Here is a 23,027-nt window from a genome sequence, read left to right as displayed (position 1 = left end):
CCATACTGGCTTCACTCCCGCTCGCACGATGAGGTGCCCGCCCATGGAGCTCTCCCCCTCAGCGCATGTGGACACGTTCTGTCGCGACCATCTCCCACCCTTCGACCAGTGGCCCGAACTCCTCTTCGAACTCCCGGAGTTGGACTACCCCGACCGCCTGAACTGCGCGGCCGCCCTGCTCGACGACACCATCGCCCGCTTCGGACCCGACCGCCGCTGCCTGCTCACCCCCACCGACCGGTGGAGCTACGGCGAACTGCGCAACCACGCCGACCGGATCGCCCGCCTGCTGACCGAGGAACTGGGCCTGGCCACCGGCAACCGCGTGCTGCTGCGCGGCCCCAACACCCCCTGGCTGGCCGCCTGTTGGCTCGGCGTACTGAAGGCCGGCGGGGTGGTGGTCACCACCATGCCGCTGCTGCGCGCGGCCGAGCTGACCGAACTGACCCGGATCGCCCGCCCCACCCTCGCCCTGTGCGACCACCGCTTCCTCACCGAGCTCGACCGGGCGCACGCCCCCGACCTGCGGATACTCCCCTTCGGCGGCCGCGGCCCCGAGGACCTCACCGCCCGCTGCGCCACCCAGCGCCCCGGCTTCACCGCCGTGCCGACCGCCGCCGACGACGTCGCGCTGATCGCCTTCACCTCCGGCACCACCGGCCGCCCCAAGGCCACCCTGCACTTCCACCGCGACGTACTGGCCAACGCCGACACCTTCTCCCGCCACCTGCTCCGCCCCACCCCCGACGACCTCTTCGCCGGCACCCCGCCGCTCGGCTTCACCTTCGGCCTCGGCGGCCTGCTGGTCTTCCCGCTGCGGGCGGGCGCCGCCAGCCTGCTGCTGGAGCAGGCCACGCCCGAGCAGCTCGCCGAGCAGGTCCGGCATCACGGCGTGAGCGTGCTGTTCACCGCGCCCACCGCCTACCGGGCGATCCTGGCCGCCGGGCTCGCCGACCGGCTGGCCGGCGTGAGGCGCTGCGTCTCGGCCGGCGAGCCGCTGCCCGCCGCCGTCTGGGAGGCCTTCCACACCGCCACCGGCCGGCGGCTGATCGACGGCATCGGCGCCACCGAGCTGCTGCACGTGTTCATCTCGGCCGCCGACGCCGACATCCGCCCCGGCTCCACCGGCCGTCCCGTCCCCGGCTTCCGGGCGGCGATACTGGACGGGCAGGGCAATCCCGTGCCGGACGGCGAGCCCGGGCTGCTGGCGGTCAAGGGCCCGACCGGCTGCCGCTACCTGGACGACGAGCGCCAGCGCGACTACGTCCGCAACGGCTGGAACCTCACCGGCGACACCTACCTGCGCGACCGGGACGGCTACTTCTGGTACCAGGCCCGCAACGACGACATGATCGTCTCGGCCGGCTACAACATCGCCGGCCCCGAGGTGGAACAGGCGCTCGCCGCCCACCCGGCCGTCGCCGACTGCGCCGTGGTGGCCGCCCCGGACGAGCGGCGCGGCACGGTGGTCAAGGCGTACGTGGTGCTGCGCGAGGGCGCTTCGGCGGGCGCGGAGACCGTCAAGGAGCTCCAGGAGCACGTCAAGCGCACCATCGCGCCGTACAAGTACCCGCGCGCCATCGAGTTCGTCCCCGAGCTGCCGCGCACCGCGACCGGCAAGCTGCTCCGCGCCGAACTGCGCAGAAGGGCCGCCGTGACACAGGACGTGGAACAGAACGCGCAACAGGACGTGAAGCAGGCCCCGTTCCCGGCCGCCATCACCATCGAGCGCCGGGTCGAGTGGTCGGACACCGACGCCGCCGGGCACTACCACTTCTCCGCCGTGCAGCGCTGGGCCGAGGCCGCCGAGGCGGCGCTGCTACGCCGGCTCGGGCTGGCCGAGCTGTTCGGGCGGATCCCCCGGGTGCACTTCGAGGCCGACTACCGGGAGCGGCTCTGGTTCGGGGACGTGGTCCGCACCGAGCTGCGGGTGCTCCGGATCGGCGGTTCCTCGCTGCACTACGCCTTCGAGGTGCACGGCCCGACGGGTCTGGCCGCCAGCGGCCGGATGTCGGTGGTGCACGCCGCGCCGCAGGCCAAGGGCGCCGAGCCCTGGCCCGCACCGGTCCGCCGAGCGCTCGCGGAGGCCGGGCCGCAGCGGCCGGAGGTGCTCGCATGACAGCACCAGCGACAGCGACAGCGCCAACACCGACGACAACACCGGCGACAACACCAGAGCCAGCACCAGAGCGCACGACCACCGGCCCGCAGCGCATCGCGGTGATCGGCGCCGGCCCGGGCGGGCTCTACTTCGCCGCCCTGGCCAAGCAGTTGGCCCCCGAACGCGAGATCACCGTGTACGAACGCGACGCCCGGGAGCACGAGTTCGGCTTCGGCGTGGTCTTCTCCGACGAGACCCTGGACGGCATCGCCCAGGCCGATCCGCAGGTCTTCGCCGCGATCAGCGCCGAGTTCGCCCGCTGGAGCGACATCGACATCCGCTTCGCCGGCCAGGTCCGCACCAGCGGCGGGCACGGCTTCGCCGCCCTCGACCGCAACCGGCTGCGCGCCGTCCTGCAACAGCGCTGCGCCGAACTGGCGGTGGACGTGCGCTACCGCACCCCCGCCCCGCCGGTCGATCGACTCGCCGCCGAGTACGACCTGGTGGTGGCCGCCGACGGCATCCACTCCGGCACCCGGGCCGCCCACCCGGACGCCTTCCGCACCGAGTCGGACGAGCGGCACTGCCGCTACATCTGGCTCGCCACCGACCGGGTCTTCGAGGCCTTCACCTTCATCGTCGAGGAGTTCGACTTCGGCGCCCTCCAGGTGCACGCCTACCCGTACAGCGCCACCCGCTCGACCTTCATCGTCGAGATCGCCGAGGACGCCTGGCGCCGCGCCGGCTTCGAGGCCCTCGCCGCAAGGGAGTTCGGGCGCGGCGAGAGCGACACGGCGAGCGTGCGGCGCTGCGCGGAGCTGCTCGCCGGGCACCTGGACGGCCACCGGCTGATCCCCAACGCCTCCCGCTGGATCCGCTTCACCACGGTGCGCAACGCCAGGTGGCGCCACCGCAACATCGTGCTGCTCGGCGACGCCGCGCACTCCGCGCACTTCTCGATCGGTTCGGGCACCAAGCTGGCCCTGGAGGACGCCCTCGCCCTGGCCGCCGCGCTGAGCGAACAGCCCACCCTGGACGCCGCGTTGGCCGCCTACGAGGACGAGCGGCGACCGGTGGTGGAGTCCACCCAGCGCGCCGCCCAGGCCAGCCTGGAGTGGTTCGAGACGGTCGGCCGCCGTACCGGCCAGGGCATCGACCAGTTCGCCTTCAACCTGCTCACCCGCAGCCGCCGGGTCACCTACGGCAGTCTGCGCGCCCGCGACCCGGAGTTCACGGCCGCCGTGGAGACCGCCGTCGGCGGCTCGCCCGGGGTGCCGCCGATGTTCCGGCCGCTGAAGCTGGGCGCGTTGGAGCTGCGCAACCGGATCGTCGTCCCGCCGCTGGCCACCTTCACCTCCCCCGACGCCCTGCCCAGCGCCTTCGACCGGGCCCAGCTGACCGCCCACGCGCTCGGCGGCGCCGGGCTGGTGGTCGCCGGGATGACGGCCGTCAGCCCCGAGGGCCGGGCCACCGACCGCTGCCCCGGGCTGTGGAACGACCACCAGGAGGCCGCCTGGAAGGAACTCCTGGACGCCGTAAGAGCGGTGAGCGACACCCCGGTCGGCATCCAGCTCACCCACGCCGGCCGACGGGGCGCCACCGCCGCACCCGGACCGGACGGCATCGGCCGCCCGCTCGCCTCGGGCTGGCCGCTGCTCGCCCCTTCGCCTCTTCCCTGGGGCCCCGGCAGCGCGACCCCGCACGAGGCCAATCACGTCCAACTGGAGTCCGTCGCAGCCGACTTCGCGGCCGCCGCCGAGCGCGCCACCCGGGCCGGGTTCGACGTACTGGAGCTGCAGTTCGGCCACGGGCACCTGCTCTCCTCCTTCCTCTCCCCGCTCACCAACCACCGCACCGACCACTACGGCGGCCCGCTCGCCCACCGGCTGCTGTTTCCGCTGGAGGTGCTGGCGGCCGTGCGCGCCGTCTGGCCCGCCGGGCGGCCGCTGCTGGTCCGGATCTCGGCCGCCGACTGGGCACCCGGCGGCACCACCGAGACCGCGGCGGTGGCGATCTGCCAGGCCCTCGCCGAGGCCGGAGCGGACGCGGTGGACGTCTCCACGGGCGAGGTGGTGGCGCACCAGCGGCCGCCGTACGGGCGCGGCTACCAGACACCCTTCGCCGAGCTGATCCGCGCTTCCACCGGCCTGCCGACCATCGCGGTCGGCGCGATCTCCGGCCACGACGACGCCAACTCCGTCCTGCTGGCCGGTCGCGCCGACCTGGTCGCGATCGGCCGGGCCCAGTTGCACGACCCGTTCTGGACCCTGCACGCCGCCGCCGACCAGGACTACACCGGCCCCGGCGCCCACTGGCCCGGACCCTGGCTGGCCGGCCGCCGCAAGCCGCCGGGCCCCGGCGCCGACCGGGTCGCCCCGCGGCTGCACCTGCTGCGCGAGCCCGCCCCGCCCGTCCACCGCCGCTGGCTGCCGACCACCCCGCCGAAGGAGTGACGATGCCGGACCTGCCCCGCTTCACCGCCGCCGCCGTGCAGGCCGCCCCGGTCTACCTGGACCCGGCCGCGACCGTGGACAAGGCCGTCGCCCTGATCCAGGAGGCGGCCGGGCACGGCGCCGAACTGGTGGTCTTCCCCGAGGTCTTCGTGCCTGGCTACCCCTACTGGAACTGGACGATGACCCCGGTGCAGGGCTCGCCCTGGTACGAGCGGCTGTACCGCGCCGCCGTGGACGTCCCCGGGCCGTACGTCGACACCCTGCGCGCCGCCGCCCGGCAGGCCGGGGTGGTGCTGGTGATCGGCGTCAACGAGCGCGGCCGGCACAGCCTCGGGGTGCTGTACAACACCCTGCTGATCATCGGTTCGGACGGCGAACTCCTCGGCGTTCACCGCAAGTTGGTGCCGACCTGGGCCGAGAAGCTGACCTGGACCCAGGGCGACGGCAGCTCGCTGCGGGTGCATCGCACGGCCGTCGGCCCGCTCGGCGCGCTCGCCTGCGGGGAGAACACCAACACCCTGGCCCGCTTCACCCTGCTGGCGCAGGGCGAACTCGTCCACGCCGCGAGCTACATCGCCCTGCCGGTGGCCCCCGAGGACTACGACATGGCGGAGGCGATCGCGCTGCGCGCCGCCGCCCACTGCTTCGAGGGCAAGCTGTTCACCGTGGTCTCCTGCTCGACCATCTCGCCGGAGATGGTCGACCTGATCGCCGGCGAGGACCAGCAGGTCCGCAAGCAGCTCGCCCGCCCGCGCAACGCGCTGTCCGGGATCTTCGGCCCGGACGGCCGGGCGGTCACCGAACCGCTGGTGGACGAGGAGGGCATCGTCTACGCCGAGATCGACCTCGGCCGGTGCATCCAGCCCAAGCAGATGCACGACATCGTCGGCCACTACAACCGCTTCGACGTCTTCCGGCTGCACGTGGACAACCGCCCGCTGCGGCCCCTGGTGCTACCCGACGAGGAAACGTGACGGAGGAGGAGAGATGACCGAAGACGGCAGCTACGACGACGACCGGATCGGCCGAGCCCGCGTCAACGACAGCCCCGAACTGCTCGCCTACTACGAGGAGTTGGCCAAGCACGAGGCCGGCGCCCTGTGGACGGTGGCGAACGAGATCGAACCCTGGTACCCGCAGCCGAAGTCCGTCCCGGTGCTGTGGCGCTATGCCGACCTGCGCCCGCTGGTCCGCAAGGCCCTCCCGCTGGTGAAGGCCGACGACGCGGGCCGCCGGGTGGTGATGCTGGTCAACCCCGGCCGACGCGAACTCAGCGCCGCCGTCGGCCTGTTGTACACCGGCCTGCAGATCATGGGCCCCGGCGAGGCGATGACCGCCCACCGCCACCAGGCCTCCGCGCTGCGCTTCGTCCACGAGGGCGCCGGCGCCTGGACGGTCGTGGACGGGCAGAAGCTCAAGGTCGGCCCGCGCGACTTCGCGATCACCCCCAACAACACCTGGCACGAGCACGGCAACGAGGCCGAGGACAACCCGGTGATCTGGCAGGACGGCCTGGACATCCCGCTGGTCAACACCCTCGACGCCAACTTCTACGAGGTCCACCCCGAGCTCTACCAGCGGCCCGGCCCGGTGGCGAACTCCTCGCTGCTCAGCTACGGCGGCAACCTGCTCCCGTACGGCGTCGAGAAGTGGACCCGCCCGTACTCGCCGCTGCTCGGCTGGCCCTGGGAGCCCAGCTACCACGCCCTGTGCCAACTCGCCCGCGCCACCGAGGGATCCCCGTACGACGGCGTGATCATGGAGTACACCAACCCGGTCACCGGCGGCCCGGTGATGCCAACCATGGCCGCCCACCTGCAACTGCTGCGCCCCGGCCAGACCACCCGGGCCCACCGGCACACCGGCTCGGTGGTCTACACGGCGGCCAAGGGGCGCGGCGTCTCGGTGATCGCCGGGCAGCGCTTCGAGTGGCAGCAGGGCGACATCTTCGTCGTGCCGTCCTGGGCCTGGCACGAGCACGCGAACCTCGACCAGGGCGAGGACGCCTGCCTGTTCTCCTTCAACGACTTCCCGGTGATGCACTCGCTCGGCCTCTACCGCGAGGAGTCCTACCCGGACCACGACGGGCACCAGCCCACCACCCCGTAACAGGAGTCCAGAGAGATGCACCTGCTCACCTACTGTGCCGACGGCGACGACACCCCCCGCCTGGGCGCCCGGATCGGCGCCGACCGGGTCGCCGACCTGACCGCCCTCGCCACCGCCGCCGGAGCCCGACTCCCGGGCAGCCTGCTGGAGTTGATCCGGGCGGGTGAGCCCGCCCTGGCCACCGCCCGGGAGCTGCTCCGCGGGGCACCGGACACCCGGCCGCTCGCCGAGGTGTCGCTGCGCGCCCCGCTGCGCCCGGGGAAGATCGTCGGCGTCGGCCTCAACTACGTGGAGCACGTGGACGAGTCGCACCGCAGCCTGGACACCGAGCGCGAACTCCCGGACCGCCCGGTGCTGTTCGGCAAGCCCGCCACCGCCGTCACCGGCCCCGGCCAGCCGATCCTGCACAACGCCGACCTCACCAAGCAGCTCGACTGGGAGTGCGAACTCGCCGTGGTGATCGGCGAACCCGCCCACCGGGTGAGCGAACAGGACGCCTGGCGGCACGTTTTCGGCTACAGCATCGTCAACGACGTCAGCGCCCGCGACCAGCGCCGCTCCGGCCAGTGGTTCTTCTCCAAGGGCCAGGACAGCTACGCGCCCTTCGGCCCGGTCGTGGTCACCGCCGACGAGATCCCCGAGCCACAGCGGCTCGACCTCTCACTGCGGGTCAACGGCGAGCTGCGGCAGAACTCCAACACCCGCCACATGCTGTTCGGCATCGCCCGGCTGATCGCCGACATCTCCGCCGGCATGACCCTGGAGCCCGGGGACGTGATCGCCACCGGCTCCCCCTCGGGGGTGGGCGCCGGGATGGTCCCGCCGCAGTTCCTGCAGCCCGGCGACCTGGTCGAGGCCACCATCGAGCGGATCGGCACCCTCGCCAACCCCGTGATCGACGCCCGCTGAACACGGGCCGAAGGGAGCACCGAACCCATGCCGCCGACGTACCGGATCGGCCAGATCGTCCCGAGCTCCAACGTCACCATGGAGACCGAGGTCCCCGCCCTGCTGCGGGCCCGCGAGGCGGTCGCCCCCGAACGGTTCACCTTCCACTCCAGCCGGATGCGGATGACCAGGGTCACCCCCGAGCAACTGCGCGCCATGGACGGCGAGTCCGACCGCTGCGCCGCCGAGCTCTCGGACGCCCGGGTCGACGTGATCGGCTACGCCTGCCTGGTCGCGGTGATGGCCACCGGCCCGGGCTACCACCGCGAGGCGGAACAGCGGCTGCACCGCCGTACGGTCGAGAACGGCGCGCCCGCGCCCGTGGTCACCAGCGCCGGCGCCCTGGTCACCGGCCTGCGGACGCTCGGCGCCAGGAAGGTCGCGATGGTCACCCCGTACCTGCGGCCGCTGGCCCGGACGGTGGTCGACTACCTCGCCCAGGAGGGCATCGAGGTGCTCGACCACGCCGCCCTGGAGATCGCCGACAACCTGGACGTGGCCGCCCACGACCCGGCCCGGCTGCCCGCGATCGCCAAGGGCCTCTCGCACACCGGGGCCGACGCCGTGGTGCTCTCCGCCTGCGTGCAGATGCCCTCGCTGTCCGCCGTCGAGGAGGCCGAGCAGCAGCTCGGCAAGCCGGTGGTCTCGGCCGCGATCTGCACCACCCACCAGCTGCTGCGGGCACTCGGCCTGCCCGCCGTCGCCCCCGGCGCCGGGCACCTGCTCTCCGGCGCCTACGCCTGACGGCGGCCGCCGCTATGATCACCACCAGCCGTCGGGGAGGAGGGCCCACGCATGCCGGAGAGCACGACCCGGCCCAGCTCCCTGATCCACACCGTCTACGGCGAGTTCGTCCGCCGCCTCGGCGGCTGGATATCGATCGCCCACCTGATCGCGCTGATGGCCGAGCTGGACGTCGACGCCCCGGCCGTCCGCTCGGCGACATCCCGGCTGAAGAAGGCCGGCACGCTGCTCCAGGAGCGCCGCACGGGCACCGGCTACCGGCTGTCCCCCGCGATGGCCCCGGTGTTCGACGAGGGCGACCGCCGGATCTTCCACAGCCTGGAGCCCGCCGAACTCGCCGACGGCTGGGTGGTGGCGGTGTTCTCGGTGCCCGAGTCCGAACGCGCCCACCGCCACCAGCTGCGCTCCCGGCTCAGCTGGCTCGGCTTCGGCAACGCCGCCCCTGGCGTCTGGCTGGCCCCCGCCCGGCTGCTGCCGGACGCCCGCCGGCTGCTGGAACGCCTGGGCCTGAGCGCCTACGTCCACCTCTTCCTCTCCGCCGAGTACGCCGGCTTCGCCGAACTCCGCACGGCGGTGGCGAGTTGGTGGGACCTCCCGGCGATCGAGGCGCAGTACGCGGCCTTCACCGACGCCTGGCGCCCGGTCGCCGAGGAGCTGCGCGGGCAGGAGCGGATCGACCCGGCCGAGGCCTTCCGGGACTACGTGCCGATGCTCACCCAGTGGCGCAGGCTGCCGTACCTCGACCCCGGGCTACCCGAACCGCTGCTGCCCGCCGACTGGAACGCCGTGCCGGCCCGCGCCGTGTTCACCGAGCTGCACGGGCGGCTCGCCGAGCCGAGCCTGCGGTACGTCGAGAAGGTCACCGGACTGTCCCACCCCCAGGAGCTGCCATGACCGCCCCCGCCGACCTGCTGGTCCGCGCCGCCGCCGTGCACACCCTCGCCCCGGGCGAGCCGCCGCAGCGGGCGATCGCCGTCACCGACGGCCGGGTCACCGCCCTCGCCGCCGAACCCGACGGCCTGGACGCCCTGATCGGCCCGGCCACCGAGGTGGTGGACGCCCCGTCGGCGACCGTGCTGCCCGCCTTCGACGACACCCACACCCATCTGATCCTGGCCGGGCACAGCGTCCACGGCGTCCCGGTGCACCGGGCCCGGGACCTCACCGGGTTCCTGGAGCTCATCCGCGAGCGCGCTGCCCGCACCCCCGCCGGGGAGTGGATCCTCACCACGGTCAACTGGCAGGAGGTGCTGCTCGCCGAGCAGCGGATGCCGACCACCGAGGAGCTGGACGGCGCCACCGCCGACCACCCGGTGCTGGTGCGCCGCGGCGCCTACAACATGGTGCTCAACTCGGCCGCGCTGCGGCTGGCCGGGATCGACGAGTCCACCGAGGCGCCGTCCGGCGGGGTGATCGAACGCGACGAGCGGGGGCGGCTGACCGGCCGGCTGATCAACCGGGCGACCGAGCTGGTCGAGCGGGTGCTGCCGCGCCCGACCCTCGCCGAGCGGATCGAGGGCCTGCGCGCGGCCTCCGCCGACTACGCCGCCACCGGGATCGGCACCGTGCGCGACTGCCTCGTCCCGGTCGAGGACCTCGACGTGCTGGACGCGGCCCGGACCGAGGGCGCGCTCGCCGTGCGGGTCCGGGCCCTGGTCTCCGGCTTCGCCGCGCGCACGCCCGAGCAGGTGGACGCCCTGCTGGACCGGATGGACCAGTGGCGCGCGGACGGCCGGGACGACGCGCAACTGCGCTTGTGGGGCGTCAAGTTCGGCATCGACGGCGGCTTCGAGGCGGGCGCGCTGGAGGAGCCGTACCAGGGGCAGCCCTGCTACCACGGGCGGCTGCTCTGGGAGCCGGAGGAACTGCTCGCCGCGGTGGACCGGGTGGTCGAGCGCGGCTGGCGGGCGGGCGTGCACGCCTGGGGCGACCGCGGGCTGCGCGTGCTGCTGGACGTCTTCGAGCAGGTACTGAAGGGCCGCCCCGGCCTGCCGCCGGGCACACTCGTGGTCGAGCACGGCGGGCTGGCCCGGGCCGACCAGCGGGCCCGGGCGATCGCGCTCGGCATCCCGGTGACGGTGCAGCACCCGCTGCTGCACGACGGTGCGCTCACCCAGCAGCGCGCCTGGGGTGAGGAGCGCACCGCCGCGCTGTTCCCGCTGCGCGAGTGGCTGGACGAGGGAGCGCAGCTCTCGGCCGGCTCGGACTTCCCGGTCGGCCCGTACGGCGCGATGGTGTCGGTGTGGGGCATGACGACCCGCGGCACCACGGCCGGGGTGGTCGGCGCCGAGCACGCGATCGGACGGGGCGAGGCGATCGCGCTGCACACCGTCGCCGCCGCCCGGCTGACCGGCGAGAGCGCCGAGCGCGGCAGCCTGCACCCGGGCGCGCTCGCCGACCTCACACTGTGGCCGGTCGACCCGCTGAGCTGCCCGGTAGACGGGCTGCGGGAGCTGCGGCCGCTGCGGACGGTGGTCGGCGGCCGTACCGTCCACGGGAGTTGACGATCAGTCAGGCGGCGATGAGCTCCCGCAGGTCGATGTCGCCGCGGTGCAGGGCGCGCAGGTCCTCGTGCAGGCCGGACGGCGGGACGACGAGCACGCCGCCACGGGCGTGGTCGAGGCAGTAGCGGGCGACCGAGCCGCGCAGCAGTCGGCGCAGCCGTCCGCGCATCGAGCCGTGCCGGCCGGCGCTGATCACCAGCAGGTCACCGGGCCGGTCGGCCAGGGCGGCCAGCACCGCCCCTGCCTCGCCGCGCATGACCAGCGGCTGCACGGGCAGGCCGATCGGCAGGCCGCCGAAGGCCTGTCCGAGCGCGCTCTCCAGTCGGGCCTCGGCGGCGTCCCGCCAGGCGCGGAGCAGCGGCGGGCAGGGGCGGGCGCGGTAGCTGCGCTCGCCGCCGACCGGGGTCCAGGCCAGCACCGGGACCAGCACGGCCCGCCTGGCCCGGGCCTCCTCCGCCGCCCGGTGCAGGGCGGTGAGGCTGTGCAGTGAGCCGCTTACTCCGACGATGACGCGCGCGTCGCCCGACATGATCCTTCGCTTTCCGATGCCAATACCGATTCAGTGTCTGTGATTATGTTGCCACGATTGCACTTGAGCCTGCAAATCAAAGGCATTCACTGAATATGGCCTTGAATCACTCGAACCCGGGCGGCCGACCCCCAGTCTCCCGAAGCAGGACCTCCTGGAGCAGCCCCCAGGTGAAGTCGGCCGTCCAGCAACGCACCCGCCCGCCGGCGTCCGGCGCCTGGAAGTCCAGCCGGAAGCGGGTCGGCGCACTCCCCTCACGCGGCACGGCCCCCGGGAAGGCCATCCCCACGTCATCCACCACACAGCCCCACGGCGCCAGGTCGGCGACGGTGCGCAGCGCGGGCGGCGGGGCGTCGGCCGCCCGGACCAGCCACTCGTTCAGCACCGGCGCGCCGATCTCCGCCGGGCCGAGCAGCACCTCGAAGCGCAGCTCGGGCCAGAGCGGCAGTGGCCACTGCCGCGCGGTGCACGCGAGGTCCCCGATCCGGCGCGGCACGCTCGCCTCCGCCGGCCCGAGCACGGCGGTGTACCGGGCGGCGCCGCGCGGAAACCGGGGCGCGCGGACCATCGCCTGCCAGCGCTTGTTCGCCTCGCGCATCGAGGCGCGGGTGGCGCCGAGCCGCCGCACCGCGTCCTCGACCAGCTCGGGGTGGTAGTCGGCCATCCGGCGCAGCAGGAAGAGCTGGAACTCGGTGACCCCGAACCCGTTGATCGCCATACCGGCAGGCTAGCCTCCGGGCCCCACGTTCGAGCACGTGTTCGATTCACGGCGTAGGCTGGACCCCATGCACGGCACCGTCCACCTCCAGCCCTCGCTGTTCGAAGAAGCCGCGGACCTCCGGCTCGGCCCGCTCGACGGCCTGCAGCGCCTGGTGCTCGGCGACGGCGCCTGGCTGGACGTGCTGCCCGGCTGGCTGCGCGGGGCGGACCGGCTGTTCGAACAGCTGGCCGCAACCGTGCCCTGGCGGGCCGAGCAGCGCGAGATGTACGAGCGGACGGTCGACGTCCCCCGGCTGCTCGCCTCCTACGCCGCCGACGCCGAACCGCCGCACCCCCTCCTTGGCGAGGCCCGGACCGCACTCAGCCGGCACTACGCCGCCGAGCTGGGCGAGCCCTTCCGCACCCTCGGGCTCTGCTACTACCGGGACGGCCGGGACAGCGTGGCCTGGCACGGCGATCGGATCGGGCGCGGCGCCCGCGAGGACACCATGGTGGCGATCCTCTCCGTCGGCGAGCCGCGCGTCCTCGCCCTGCGGCCGCGCTCCGGCGGCGCGGCGGTCGTGCGCCGACCGCTCGGACACGGGGACCTCGTGGTGATGGGCGGCTCCTGCCAGCGCACCTGGGAGCACGCGATCCCGAAGACCGCCCGCCCGGTCGGCCCGCGGATCAGCATCCAGTTCCGTCCGCGCGGGGTCGCCTGAACCGTCCGTTTGCCACCCGCTCAACGGGCGCGGAGGCTGACGGGTGGGGGCCGGGCGGGCGAGGAGGGCGGCATGCCGAAGGCGGGCAGGTACCACGAGGGCGTCCCCTGCTGGATCGTCCTGACCACCCCCGGCCTCCCCCGGGCACAACGCTTCTACGGCGCCCTGTTCGGCTGGGAGTTCGTCCCGACCGGCCCCGCCGAGGCGGTCGCCACCCGGCACGGCGCGCAGGTCGCCGCGATCACGTCCGCGCCGCCGGCCGCCGCGTACGGCTCCGCCCCCCAACCCGCTTCGCGGCCCGCCGCCTGGACCACCTGCCTCGCCTCCCGCGACCTGCTGCACACCGCGGCCGCCGTCCGGGCCGCCGGCGGCCGGATCGCCCGCGAGCCGTACGAGGTGCCCGACCAGGGCTGGGCCGCGCTCGCCGTCGATCCGCTCGGCGCGACCTTCGGCCTCTGGCAGGGCGACGGAATCGACGGCGCCGGGCTGGTGAACGAGCCCGGCACCCTTACCTGGAACGAGCACCTCTCCCCCGATCCGGACACCGCCCGCGCCTTCTACCAGCAGGTCTTCGGCTACGGATACGACCGCCCGCGGGCGGGCCACACCCTCGCCCGGGCCGCCGGCCTCCCCGCCTGCAGCATCGGCCCCGCCGAGCCGACCGGGACCACCCCCGGCTGGCGCACCCACTTCGGGACGGCCGACACCGACCGCGCCACCGCCGCCCTGCGCACCCTCGGCGGCACCGTCCGCACCGGCCCCGGGCCGACGCCCTTCGGCCGCGCGGCGCTCGTCCGGGACGACGCCGGGGCGGAGTTCGTCCTGGTCGCCGTCCTGCCCGAGGAGTCGGCCGAGGCCGCCTGAACCGACTGTCCGTCACGGCCGCTACGGTGGCCCCATGAGTTCCTTCCTGACCGCGTACCTGACCCACGTCGAGGACAAGCGCACCCTGGCCGGCTGCGCCGACGAGGCCGTACTCGAGGACGTCCTCCGGTACTTCGGCGACGACCTGGACCACGCCGACCAGGAGTTCGCCGACCAGATCGAGGACGGCGTCCCCACCGCCCGCGAGGCGCTACGCGCGGTGGTGCACGGCGGGCCGTTCGACGAGGAGTACGCCTTCCAGTACGGCTACGCGTACCGGCGCCTGTGCGGGACGGACGCGACGGCCCTGGACAACCGCTCCTTCGGCCCGTTCCGTGGCCTGTGGCTGGACGAGGTCGACAAGGGCCTGCGCGCGCACGGCGTCACCGCCGTCTCGGTCTCGGACTTCCAGTACGGCAGCGACTTCCCCGCCACCCTCCCGCACTGCGCCGAGCTGTCCTGCGGCGAGTGGTCGCCCGAGCAGTGCGCGGAGGCACTCCGGCAGTTCGAGCTGGCCGAACGCGAGGGCCGGGCCCCGGAGCTGGACCGCGAGGTGGCCGCGGCCGTCGACGAGGTCGCCGGATGGCTGCGCACGGCACGGGCGTTCGAGGAGTACGGGATCATCGGCTTCGTCTCCTGACGGCTGAGCCGCCCCCTGAGGGCTGAGGCGTCCCGGCCGGCGGTCGTCAGTCCTTGACCGCGCCCGCCAGCCCGGACACCAGCTTCCGCTGCACCGCGAGCCGCCCCCCTGAGGGCTGAGGCGTCCCGGGGGACCGAGGGCGGCGGCATCGCCGCTGTTCAGCTGCTTCAGCTCGGGAACGCGGACGGGGCCCGGCACCCGTGAAGGCACCGGACCCCGTCCGATCATGGAGCGCCAGGCCCGGGTCGCACGGACTCTCCCTACTGAAAGTAGGGCGTGCTCTGGTAGCACCGCTGACGCCTGACGAGGAATCGACTCCCTCGCGACAGGAAGTACAGTACCAGTTCCGTGATCATCCACCGAATCGGAGGCGAACCCGGCATGACGAGCAACCGGCCGGAGGCCGTTCCCTACGCGGACGGACGGCTGTTGGACGTCCACCGCCCCACCGCCGCCGCCACCGGGCCCGCCCCGGTCGTGCTGCTCTGGCACGGCTCCGGCCCCGACGAGCGCGACGTGCTGCACACGCTCGCCCAGGAGGCCGCCGGGCTGGGCCTGTTGGTGCTCGTCCCGGACTGGCGCCCCGACCGGGAGGACGGCGGCCGCGCCGACCTGCTCGCCTCGCTCGCCTTCGCCCGCCGCAACGCCGCCGCGTACGGCGGGGATCCGGAGCGCTTCGTGCTGGCCGGCTGGTCACTCGGCGGCCGGGAGGCCGTCGCGGTGGCCACCCACCCGGACACCCCGGCCGACCTGCGCCCCACCGCCGCCGTCGGCATCGCCTCCGCCTACGGCCGCCCGGCCGCCACCACCGGCGACATACCCCTGGACCACCTGGCCAAGGACCCTTCCCCGGTCCCGATCCGGCTGGTGCTCGGCACGGCGGACGAGGTGGTACCCGGCCGGCTCACCCACCAACTGCACGCCGTCGTGCCCACCGCCGAACTGCTCGAACTCCCCACCGACCACGCGGGCGTGGTGATGACCACCTACAGCCCCGAGGCCAACCGCTGCCTGCCCGCCACCGACCCCGCCACCCTGGCCGCCGGCCGCCAGACCGCCGCCCTCCTGGCCCGGGCGGCCGGGATCACGCCGTAGGCCTGTGGCAGCCAGGCCGATGCCGAGGCCTTCACCAAACCGGCCCTGCTAGTTGCCCGCGACCAGCTCCCGGAGCCCGTACCCGCGCTCCAGGGCCTCCAGGTCCCGCTGGAGCGGCGGGCGCGGGACGGTGAGCACCGGGCAGGTGGCGTGCCGGACGCAGTAGGCGGTGATCGACGGCCGGATCAGCCGGGAGAGGCGGCCCCGCTCCCGGCCCGCGCCGAGCACCAGGACGTCGCCCGGCCGGTCCGCGCAGCGCACCAGGGCGTGGCCGGTCTCCCCGCGCACGGCCTGGCAGCGCGGGCGGGCTCCCGCGGCGCCCGGTGTTCCGTACGCGTCCCTGATGCCCACCGGGCCCGGGGCACGTCAGGCCTCCGGCGCCTGCGCCTCCCAGAGGTCGGCGAACATCCGGTCCAGGTGCTCCTCGCCGATCGGCGGGACCGGCAGCGGGTGGGTGGCCCGGGCGCGGAAGCCGTCCAGCAGCAGGGCGAGGTAGCGGCGCCAGAGGTCGGGGCGCAGCTCGGTGGCGGCGGGCAGGGCGCGGCAGAGCGGGCCGAGCAGGAAGAGCAGGTCCATGGTGACCACGTCGCGCCGCATGCTGCCCTGTTCCTGGGCGCGGGCGATCAGGGCGCCGACGGTGGCGGCGTGCCCGCGGCTGATCTCGATCATGCCGGGGATGGTCGGGATGGCCTGGGTGACCAGGTCGTTGATGCCCCGGTCGGCGGCGACGAGTTCGAAGATCCGCTCGAAGTAGCGTTCCAGGCCGGTCCAGGCGTCCTCGGCGGCGAGCGCTTCCTCCCCGGCCGCGGCCAGGCCGGCCCCGGCGTCCGCGAAGACCTCGGCGATCAGCGCCTCGCGGGTCGGGAAGTTCCGGTAGAGGGTGGCGTTGCCGACGCCGGCCTCCTTGGCGATCTGGTCCAGCGGGACGTCGAGGCCCTGTCGGGAGAACATCTCGCGGGCGGCGGCGAGCAGCAGGTCCCGGTTGCGCTGCGCGTCGCGCCGGAGCCGTCCCGGGGGGGTCGCGCTGCTCTGTGCCATGCGCAGACCCTAGCAACCGCGCCGCCGCTGGGGCCCGTCGGCTCGACGGCCGGGCCGACAACTACCCTGCGGGAAACGATCAAGAGCGGTCCGAAGCGGCCGCGGGGTACGGGGGCGGCATGGCCATGGTGACGGAGTTGCGGTACTACCCGGTGAAGGGCTGCGCCGAAGTGCGGGTCGAGCAGGCGGAGTTGACCCCGGCCGGGCTGGCCCACGACCGGGCGTTCATGGTGGTGGACGAGCGGGGCGTGTTCCGTTCCCAGCGGCGTGACGCGCTGCTGGCCACCATCCGCCCGACGGTGGAGCCGGACGACCGGCTGGCCCTCGCCGCTCCCGGGGTGGAGCCGGTGGCGTTTGCCGTGGACACCCTGGGCCCGCGCCGCGAGGTGCAGTTGTTCGGCGCGCCCTTCCGCGCCGTCGACCAGGGCGACGAGGCGGCGGACTGGTTCTCCCGGGTGCTGGGTGCGCCCAGCCGGCTGGTTCGGGTTCCGCCGGAGCACGACCGGGTGACCGACGGGCTGCACCCGGGGACGTCCGGCTTCGCCGACAGCAGCGCGGTGCACCTGCTGTCCCGTTCCAGCCTGGACGACTTCAACGCGCGCACCGGCGGGGCTCCGCTGCCGGTGGAGCGGTTCCGCCCGAACCTGGTGGTGGACGGCTGGCCGGAGCCGCACACCGAGGACCTGCTGCGCCGGTTCACCGTCGGCGGCGTCGAGTTGGGCTACACGAAGCTGGCGATCCGCTGCTCGGTGACGCTGGTGGACCAGTCCACCGGTGCCAAGGCCGGCCCGGAGCCGCTGCGCACGCTGGCGCGCTACCGCCGGGCGACGGCCGGCGGGGTCGCGTTCGGCAGCAAGTTCTCGGTGCTGCGGCCGGGCACCCTGCGGGTCGGGGACGAGCTGACGGTGAGCGACTGGGGGTCGTCCGAGCTGTAGGGCGCGGCCTGGACCGTGCCCTGCGGCGACCGTGGCTCCGGCGGGCGTCCCCGCCAGGGCCACGGTCGCGCGGGCGGGCGTCAGCAGGTCTGGTCGACCAGGGAGAACGTGGCGTAGTGGTCGCCGGTGTAGTAGTCCTCCTGGTTCTGCTGGCCGGTCACGATCCGGCGGGCGCCGCGCGTCGGCGAGCCCGGGGTGATGACGGTGTACTCGTGGTAGTACCCGTAGGACTGGCTGGGCAGGACGCTCTCTCTGTTCTGGAAGACCACGCCGTCCTGCGAGTACGGGAACGGGCCGCCCGAGGCGATCAGGTTCAGGGTGTCGGTGGCCTCCGGCGGAAGCGTGGACAGGCACACCGTGCCGCTCACGTCGGCGTGCGCCTCGGTGGCGACGGCGACGGGAGCGAGGGTCATCAGGGCGACGGCGGTGATGGCGGCAGCGCGGGTCTTCCACGCGCGTAGAGTGCGAGTCATGTCCACCAGTGTGGCGAGCCACGGACAACTCCGAAAGGCCTCCGGAAACTTTTAACCGGTGGGTAACTTCCTTTCCCCGCCTGCGACTTGAGCTGTACGTCGACCCCCGGTGACGCTCCGTCGGGACCGGCCACGAACCGTCTGCGCCACCCTTGGGTCGACCGCCATCGAACAAACCGTGCGCCGCATTGTCGGGCTCCTCACACCTTCACAGCACTCCCACAACGGCCCGCCCGCGCCGCATAGAGTGACGGATCGTGTCGGACCGGAACGATCTCTGACGGGGTGGACATGGACACGGGCACCAGTACGAGCAAGGGTTCGGCCGTCGGCAAGGGCACGGCGCTGACCGCCCACCAGCTGATCGGACTGCTCGTCGACCCGGACGGCTTCCACAGCTGGGACGAGCCGCCGCCCGCGCCGCCCACCGATCCCGGCTACCGCGCCTCGCTCGACCGGGCCCGCGACCGCACCGGCCTGGACGAGGCCGTGCTCACCGGCCGCGGCCTGATCGACGGACGGCCGGTCGCCCTGGTCGCCTCCGAGTTCGGCTTCCTCGGCGGCTCGATCGGCGTCGCCACCGCCGAGCGGATCACCCGGGCCGTCGAGCGCGCCACCGCCGAGCGGCTCCCGCTGCTCGCCCTGCCGGTCTCCGGCGGCACCAGGATGCAGGAGGGCTCGGCGGCCTTCCTCTGCATGCTCCGCATCACCGCCGCCGTCCAGGCCCACCGCGCGGCCGGCCTCCCCTACCTCACCTATCTGCGCAACCCGACCATGGGCGGGGTCTTCGCCTCCTGGGGCGCCCTCGGCCAGCTGGTCTTCGCCGAGCCGGGCGCCCGACTCGGCTTCCTCGGCCCGCGGGTGTACGAGGAACTGCGCGGTGTGGAACTGCCTGCGGACGTCCAGCAGGCCGAGACGCTGGCCGGGCACGGACTGGTGGACGCCGTGGTGCCGCCACAGGAACTGCGGGAACTGCTCCGCCGCACGCTCGCCGTCCTCGGTACGACGCCTCCCCCTTATAGGGGTCTCGCTCACCGGGGTCTCGCTGACAGGGGTCTCGCTGAGTCACACAGGGGTGTCACCACGTCCGGAAACAGGGGTGCCACTTCGTCCGGCCGCCCCGCCGAGCAGCCCGGCCCGCACCCCGACGCCTGGGACTCCGTCCGCCGCACCCGGCGCCCCGACCGCCCCGGCACCCGAGAGCTGCTGCGCCGCACCGCCGAGGAGCTGGTGCTGCTGGACGCGCCCGGCGGCCGCGACGGCGCACTGGTCCGGGCGCTCGCCGTGCTCGGCGGCCGGCCCGTCCTGGTGGTCGGCCAGCAGCGGCAGACCCCGGAGCACGAGCGCCCCTTCACCGCCGCCGACCTGCGGGCCGTCCGGCACACCGCGCGCCTGGCCGAGCAGCTGGGCCTGCCACTGGTGACCGTGGTGGACACCGCCGGGGCCGAGCTGTCCGCGCAGGCCGAGCTGGACGGGATCGCGGTGGAGATCGCGCACTGCCTGACCACCCTGCTCGCGCTGCGCACGCCCGTCCTCGCCGTCCTGCTCGGCCAGGGCTCCGGCGGCGGTGCGCTCGCGCTGCTCCCCGCCGACCGGGTGCTCGCCGCCGGGCACGCCTGGCTGGCCCCGCTGCCGCCGGAGGGCGCCTCGGCGATCGTGCACCGGGACGGCGCCCACGCCGCCGAGCTGGCCCGGGCCCAGGGCATCGGCGCCCACGACCTGGCGGAGGTCGGGCTGGTGGACGAGGTAATCCCGGAGCTGCCGGACGCCGCCGAGGAGCCGGAGGCCTTCTGCGCACGCCTGGGAGCGGCACTCGCCGTGGCACTCGGTGAGCTGTCGGCCACCGGCGAGACGGACCGGCTCGCCGCCCGAGCACTCCGGCACCGGCGCCTCGGCGACCTCCGGTGAGCTTTCGGGGGGCTTTCGGGCGCTTTCGACGGGCTTCGGCGACCGTCGGTGAGCCGACCCCCGCGGATCGTGACCGGATCCTGTGGCGCCGGGCACAGATCGTCAGTACCCAAAGTGTTGTGATCGGACCGTCGGGTGACCGCCGCGGCTCCCAAACGGTGAGTGCGCTCACAGAGGATTCGCGGCTACGAGCGGCGGTAGTGGGGGGTGCGGAGCGGTTGCCACGCCCGCGCACCCACTCCTGGCCGCCCATGTCCGCCCAGCTCAGAGGCCATACGCGCACCCGAGCCGGGAGGCCCTTCGAATCCACGGCGACCACTGCGCGTACGACCGTGCGTCGTAACAAGGGGGTCTTGGCGAGGGCCGATCCGGTCTGGCAACAATGGCTCTCGTCGTCAGCCGCACCAGCTCCTGTCCCGCTGGTGGACGGCTTGCCGCCGAGTCGCGCCCCACAACCGCAACGGCCCCTGTCCGGCCCGTGGTCCTGGGTGGGGCGCGACTCGGCCCAACCCGATTGAGGTCCTGTCTTACATGCCCGCTTTCAAGCTCCGTATGCGCACTTCCGCCGCGATCCTCGCCGGCGCCGCTGGTCTGACCGTCCTGGGCGGCGTCCTGCCCGCCACCGCGAACGCCGCCACCGCCTCCTCCCCGCAGGCCATCGCCGCGCGCATCGTCCCGGCGAACCAGCTGGCGTCGTTCAGCCACATCATCTCGCACGAGTCCAGCTGGAACGTGACCGCGACCAACCCGAGCTCGGGTTCCTACGGACTGGGCCAGGCGCTGCCGGCCTCCAAGATGGCCTCCGCCGGCGCCGACTGGAGGACCAACCCGGCCACCCAGATCAAGTGGGCGCTGAACTACATGAACACCCGTTACGGCAGCCCGAACGCCGCCTGGGTCTTCTGGCAGAACCACCACTGGTACTAAGCCGACCGACCACCGGCGTACCGGCTTCCACCCGTCTCCTGACCATTCCCCCCTCACCCCGGGGGTCGGACAGGGACCACCGGGGTGACCCGACAGGGCCCGGGCCCGCGCGAACCGCGTGGCCCGGGCCCTGCCGTGCTTTCCCGCGCCGGCCGTCCGGTGGGCGGCTCCCGGCGGCTCCTCCGCCGTTCAGAGCTCCCCGGTGAGCCCCAGCAGCTCCCGCATCCGCGCGTACTTGGCGGCCAGCCGCTCGGCGGTCGCCCGGTCCAGCGCGGCCAGCCGTTCCGGGTCGGAGTTGTGCGCCAGGTCGGCGCGCTTGACCAGCAGCGCGCCGGGCGTGGCCAGGATGCGCGCGGTGTACTCCTCTATCGGCTCCTCCGGCCGCCGGGTGAGCGCGTCCACGATCGCCTTGGTCGCCTCCGGCAGCGCGGCCCCCGCCAGCCACTCCCGGCTCAGCCGGCCGTCCTCGACGGTGTCGTGCAGCCAGCCCGCCGCGATCTGCGCCTCACTGCCGCCGCGGGCCGCCGTCCCCCCGGCGACCGCGGCGATGTGATCGCCGTACGGATGGCCGTTCTTGTCCACCTGCCCCTCATGGGCGCGGCGCGCGATGGTCTCGACCTCGGACAGGCTCAGGTACTGGTCATCCACCGGCTCATCGTAGGCCCATCCGCCGGGACGCTCTCCGGGCCCGGCCCCCTCCTCGCTGCGAGCCCGTGGGTGGGCCCGTGGGTGGGCCCGTTGATCAACTCCTCGAAGCCACTGGTTTACTGCCACGGGGGGTCTCGGCGGTCTCGGTGGCCCTGGGCCCTCGGCCGGGCGACACACCCGCCTCACCCGGCAGACCCGTACGAGCGATCCGAGGAAGCATGCCCGCCCTCCACCCGCTGCTGTCCGCCTTCGCCCCGATCTGGGCCCTCACCGCGGTCGGCTACGTCGTCGCCCGCGCCGGGCTGATCGGACCGCAGGCGGAGATGGTGCTGACCCGCTACGTCTTCCACGTCGCGATGCCGGCCGCACTCTTCCTGATGATCGCCCGCACCCCGCTGGGACACTTCGCCAACCCGTCGATGCTCGCCTTCGTGGCCGGCGCCGCCGTCGCGACCGGCCTCGGGCTGCTCGCCGGGCGCGTGCTCTTCCAGCGTGAACGCGGCGAACTGACGATCGGCGCGATGGCCGCCGGTTACGTGAACTCCGCCAACCTCGGCATCCCGGTGACCATGCAGGTCGTCGGCGACGCCTCCTTCGTCGGACCGGTGATCCTGTTCCAGATCCTGCTGGTCACCCCGGCCGTCCTGGCCGTCCTGGACAGCGGCACGGCCGGCCGCCGGGCCCTGCTCACCCTGCCGCTGCGCAACCCGATCCTGCTCGCCACCGCGCTCGGCGCCCTCGCATCCGCGACCGGGCTGCAGCTACCCGCCGAGCTCCACCACTCCGCCGAACTGCTCGGCGGCGCCGGAGTGCCGACCGCCCTGGTCGCCCTCGGCATGTCGCTGCACAACCGCCCGCCCGCCGACGGCCGCTCCCGTCGCGCCGAGGTCGGACTCACCGTCGCGATCAAGACCCTGGTCCAGCCGCTCGTCACCCTCGTCGTGGCCGGCCCGGTGCTCCACCTGCCCACCCACCAGCTGCTCACCGTGGTGCTCTTCTCCGCCCTGCCGACGGCGCAGAACGTCTACACCTACGCCCGCGAGTACGGACAGGGCACCGACCTCGCCCGGGACACGGTGCTCTGGTCGACGCTGGTATCGATGGTGACCCTGTCCGTGATCGCGTGGACCCTCGGGCCCGCGTAGCCCCGACCGCCGACCCGTCCTCACTTCTGCTTCCTCCCTTCTGCTTTCTCCCTTCCGCCTCCTCACTCCTGCTCCTCATTCCTGCCGGGCGGTGGCCACCACGGAGGTCATCGCCTCCAGGAAGCGCCGGGCCGTCGCCAGCTCGGCCGGGTCGAACCGGCCCATCGCCGCGACCAGGTCCCCGATCAACCCGCCGAAGAAGCCCTGCCCCAGCTCCATCGCCCGTTCCTCCACCACCAGCCGGACCTTCCGCCGGTCCCCCGGATCGCGCTCGCGGCGGATCAGCCCGAGCCGCTCCAGCCGGTCCACCAGGCCGGTGGTGCCCGCCGAGTTCAGCCGCAGCGCCTCCCCGAGCCGGCCCGGGGTGACCACCTCCCCGGCCCGGGCCGCGTCCAGCAGGTGGATCAGCGCCCGCAGATCGGTCGGATGCAGACCGCTGCGGGCCGCGAACTCGGCCCCGAACAGGTCGAGTTCGACCGTCAGACCGCGCAGCAGGTGGACCAGCCGCATCGGCTCCTCAACCTCGGACACCCTCTCGTCCTTCC

Annotated in this window: 23 protein-coding genes and 1 pseudogene; 17 read left to right on the top strand and 7 right to left on the bottom strand. The window is 73.9% G+C overall.

Annotated elements, in window-relative coordinates; all coding sequences use genetic code 11:
* Positions 1-43 precede the first annotated feature (43 nt).
* The 9 genes and pseudogenes from ACIG5E_RS24145 to ACIG5E_RS24105 all read left to right on the top strand — a co-directional run.
* Positions 44-1,654, top strand: a pseudogene (locus ACIG5E_RS24145) (AMP-binding protein); the annotation flags it as partial.
* On the top strand, positions 1,655-2,119 hold the full coding sequence (locus tag ACIG5E_RS24140) for an acyl-CoA thioesterase (protein ID WP_396536546.1): 465 nt from the start codon (positions 1,655-1,657) through the stop codon (positions 2,117-2,119). It abuts the pseudogene before it with no gap.
* A complete protein-coding gene (locus tag ACIG5E_RS24135) occupies positions 2,116-4,554 on the top strand; it encodes an FAD-dependent monooxygenase (protein ID WP_396536486.1) in 2,439 nt (812 codons plus the stop codon). Before ACIG5E_RS24140 ends, ACIG5E_RS24135 begins: the two co-directional genes overlap by 4 nt.
* Before the next feature lie 2 nt (positions 4,555-4,556).
* Complete coding sequence (locus ACIG5E_RS24130) at positions 4,557-5,528, top strand: carbon-nitrogen hydrolase family protein (RefSeq protein WP_396536484.1); 972 nt, start codon at positions 4,557-4,559, stop codon at positions 5,526-5,528.
* Between the two features lie 13 nt (positions 5,529-5,541).
* On the top strand, positions 5,542-6,663 hold the full coding sequence (locus tag ACIG5E_RS24125) for a cupin domain-containing protein (protein WP_396536482.1): 1,122 nt from the start codon (positions 5,542-5,544) through the stop codon (positions 6,661-6,663).
* Between the two features lie 15 nt (positions 6,664-6,678).
* The gene (locus ACIG5E_RS24120) at positions 6,679-7,572 is read left to right on the top strand and encodes a fumarylacetoacetate hydrolase family protein (RefSeq protein ID WP_396536480.1); all 894 of its coding nucleotides are present in this window, start codon (positions 6,679-6,681) and stop codon (positions 7,570-7,572) included.
* Between the two features lie 27 nt (positions 7,573-7,599).
* Positions 7,600-8,355: an Asp/Glu racemase gene (locus ACIG5E_RS24115; RefSeq protein WP_396536478.1), complete on the top strand. Its 756-nt coding sequence runs from the start codon at positions 7,600-7,602 to the stop codon at positions 8,353-8,355.
* Positions 8,356-8,406: 51 nt separating this feature from the next.
* Positions 8,407-9,249, top strand: coding sequence for a PaaX family transcriptional regulator C-terminal domain-containing protein (locus tag ACIG5E_RS24110; protein WP_396536476.1), 843 nt, complete (start codon positions 8,407-8,409; stop codon positions 9,247-9,249).
* Positions 9,246-10,859 carry an amidohydrolase gene (locus ACIG5E_RS24105; protein ID WP_396536474.1) on the top strand — a complete coding sequence of 538 codons (1,614 nt, stop codon included), beginning with the start codon at positions 9,246-9,248 and terminating at the stop codon, positions 10,857-10,859. Before ACIG5E_RS24110 ends, ACIG5E_RS24105 begins: the two co-directional genes overlap by 4 nt.
* 7 nt (positions 10,860-10,866) lie before the next feature.
* Here ACIG5E_RS24105 and ACIG5E_RS24100 read toward each other — a convergent pair whose 3' ends face one another.
* Together ACIG5E_RS24100 and ACIG5E_RS24095 are read right to left on the bottom strand one after the other, a co-directional pair.
* Positions 10,867-11,388, bottom strand: a complete 522-nt coding sequence (locus ACIG5E_RS24100; RefSeq protein ID WP_396536471.1) for a universal stress protein — start codon at positions 11,386-11,388, stop codon at positions 10,867-10,869.
* A gap of 106 nt (positions 11,389-11,494) precedes the next feature.
* Entirely contained in the window at positions 11,495-12,106 is a 612-nt protein-coding gene (locus ACIG5E_RS24095) for a hypothetical protein (RefSeq protein ID WP_396536469.1), read from the bottom strand.
* A 67-nt stretch (positions 12,107-12,173) separates the two neighbouring features.
* Here ACIG5E_RS24095 and ACIG5E_RS24090 point away from each other — a divergent pair, with 67 nt between their 5' ends.
* The 4 genes from ACIG5E_RS24090 to ACIG5E_RS24075 all read left to right on the top strand — a co-directional run bounded on the left by ACIG5E_RS24090 (position 12,174) and on the right by ACIG5E_RS24075 (position 15,408).
* Positions 12,174-12,809 (top strand): alpha-ketoglutarate-dependent dioxygenase AlkB, encoded by a 636-nt coding sequence (locus ACIG5E_RS24090; RefSeq protein ID WP_396536467.1) that lies wholly within the window; start codon positions 12,174-12,176, stop codon positions 12,807-12,809.
* A gap of 72 nt (positions 12,810-12,881) precedes the next feature.
* On the top strand, positions 12,882-13,673 hold the full coding sequence (locus ACIG5E_RS24085) for a VOC family protein (protein WP_396536465.1): 792 nt from the start codon (positions 12,882-12,884) through the stop codon (positions 13,671-13,673).
* 34 nt (positions 13,674-13,707) lie between these two features.
* Positions 13,708-14,313, top strand: coding sequence for a hypothetical protein (locus tag ACIG5E_RS24080; RefSeq protein ID WP_396536463.1), 606 nt, complete (start codon positions 13,708-13,710; stop codon positions 14,311-14,313).
* Between the two features lie 381 nt (positions 14,314-14,694).
* The gene (locus ACIG5E_RS24075) at positions 14,695-15,408 is read left to right on the top strand and encodes an alpha/beta hydrolase (RefSeq protein WP_396536461.1); all 714 of its coding nucleotides are present in this window, start codon (positions 14,695-14,697) and stop codon (positions 15,406-15,408) included.
* 48 nt (positions 15,409-15,456) lie between these two features.
* Here the strand turns inward: ACIG5E_RS24075 and ACIG5E_RS24070 are convergent, their stop codons facing one another.
* On the bottom strand, positions 15,457-15,759 hold the full coding sequence (locus ACIG5E_RS24070; protein WP_396536459.1) for a universal stress protein: 303 nt from the start codon (positions 15,757-15,759) through the stop codon (positions 15,457-15,459).
* A 15-nt stretch (positions 15,760-15,774) separates the two neighbouring features.
* A complete protein-coding gene (locus ACIG5E_RS24065) occupies positions 15,775-16,446 on the bottom strand; it encodes a TetR/AcrR family transcriptional regulator (protein WP_396536457.1) in 672 nt (223 codons plus the stop codon).
* 119 nt (positions 16,447-16,565) lie between these two features.
* Here ACIG5E_RS24065 and ACIG5E_RS24060 point away from each other — a divergent pair, with 119 nt between their 5' ends.
* Positions 16,566-17,381 carry an MOSC domain-containing protein gene (locus tag ACIG5E_RS24060; RefSeq protein ID WP_396536455.1) on the top strand — a complete coding sequence of 272 codons (816 nt, stop codon included), beginning with the start codon at positions 16,566-16,568 and terminating at the stop codon, positions 17,379-17,381.
* An 80-nt stretch (positions 17,382-17,461) separates the two neighbouring features.
* Here ACIG5E_RS24060 and ACIG5E_RS24055 read toward each other — a convergent pair whose 3' ends face one another.
* The gene (locus ACIG5E_RS24055; protein WP_396536453.1) at positions 17,462-17,854 is read right to left on the bottom strand and encodes a ribonuclease; all 393 of its coding nucleotides are present in this window, start codon (positions 17,852-17,854) and stop codon (positions 17,462-17,464) included.
* A gap of 291 nt (positions 17,855-18,145) precedes the next feature.
* On the opposite strand from ACIG5E_RS24055, the gene ACIG5E_RS24050 reads away from it, so the two are divergent.
* A complete protein-coding gene (locus ACIG5E_RS24050; protein WP_396536544.1) occupies positions 18,146-19,762 on the top strand; it encodes a carboxyl transferase domain-containing protein in 1,617 nt (538 codons plus the stop codon).
* A 552-nt stretch (positions 19,763-20,314) separates the two neighbouring features.
* Positions 20,315-20,689, top strand: coding sequence for a transglycosylase SLT domain-containing protein (locus tag ACIG5E_RS24045; protein ID WP_396536451.1), 375 nt, complete (start codon positions 20,315-20,317; stop codon positions 20,687-20,689).
* 189 nt (positions 20,690-20,878) lie between these two features.
* On the opposite strand, the gene ACIG5E_RS24040 is transcribed toward ACIG5E_RS24045, so the two are convergent.
* Positions 20,879-21,337, bottom strand: a complete 459-nt coding sequence (locus ACIG5E_RS24040; protein ID WP_396536449.1) for an HD domain-containing protein — start codon at positions 21,335-21,337, stop codon at positions 20,879-20,881.
* A gap of 218 nt (positions 21,338-21,555) precedes the next feature.
* Between ACIG5E_RS24040 and ACIG5E_RS24035 the strand changes: the two genes are divergently transcribed.
* Positions 21,556-22,482 carry an AEC family transporter gene (locus ACIG5E_RS24035; protein WP_396536447.1) on the top strand — a complete coding sequence of 309 codons (927 nt, stop codon included), beginning with the start codon at positions 21,556-21,558 and terminating at the stop codon, positions 22,480-22,482.
* Positions 22,483-22,557: 75 nt separating this feature from the next.
* On the opposite strand, the gene ACIG5E_RS24030 is transcribed toward ACIG5E_RS24035, so the two are convergent.
* Positions 22,558-22,992, bottom strand: coding sequence for a MarR family winged helix-turn-helix transcriptional regulator (locus ACIG5E_RS24030; RefSeq protein WP_396536542.1), 435 nt, complete (start codon positions 22,990-22,992; stop codon positions 22,558-22,560).
* Positions 22,993-23,027: the final 35 nt, after the last annotated feature.

Source organism: Kitasatospora sp. NPDC053057 (assembly GCF_044546945.1).
Classification (GTDB): Bacteria; Actinomycetota; Actinomycetes; order Streptomycetales; family Streptomycetaceae; genus Kitasatospora.
This window is presented reverse-complemented; position numbering and strand designations above follow the sequence as displayed.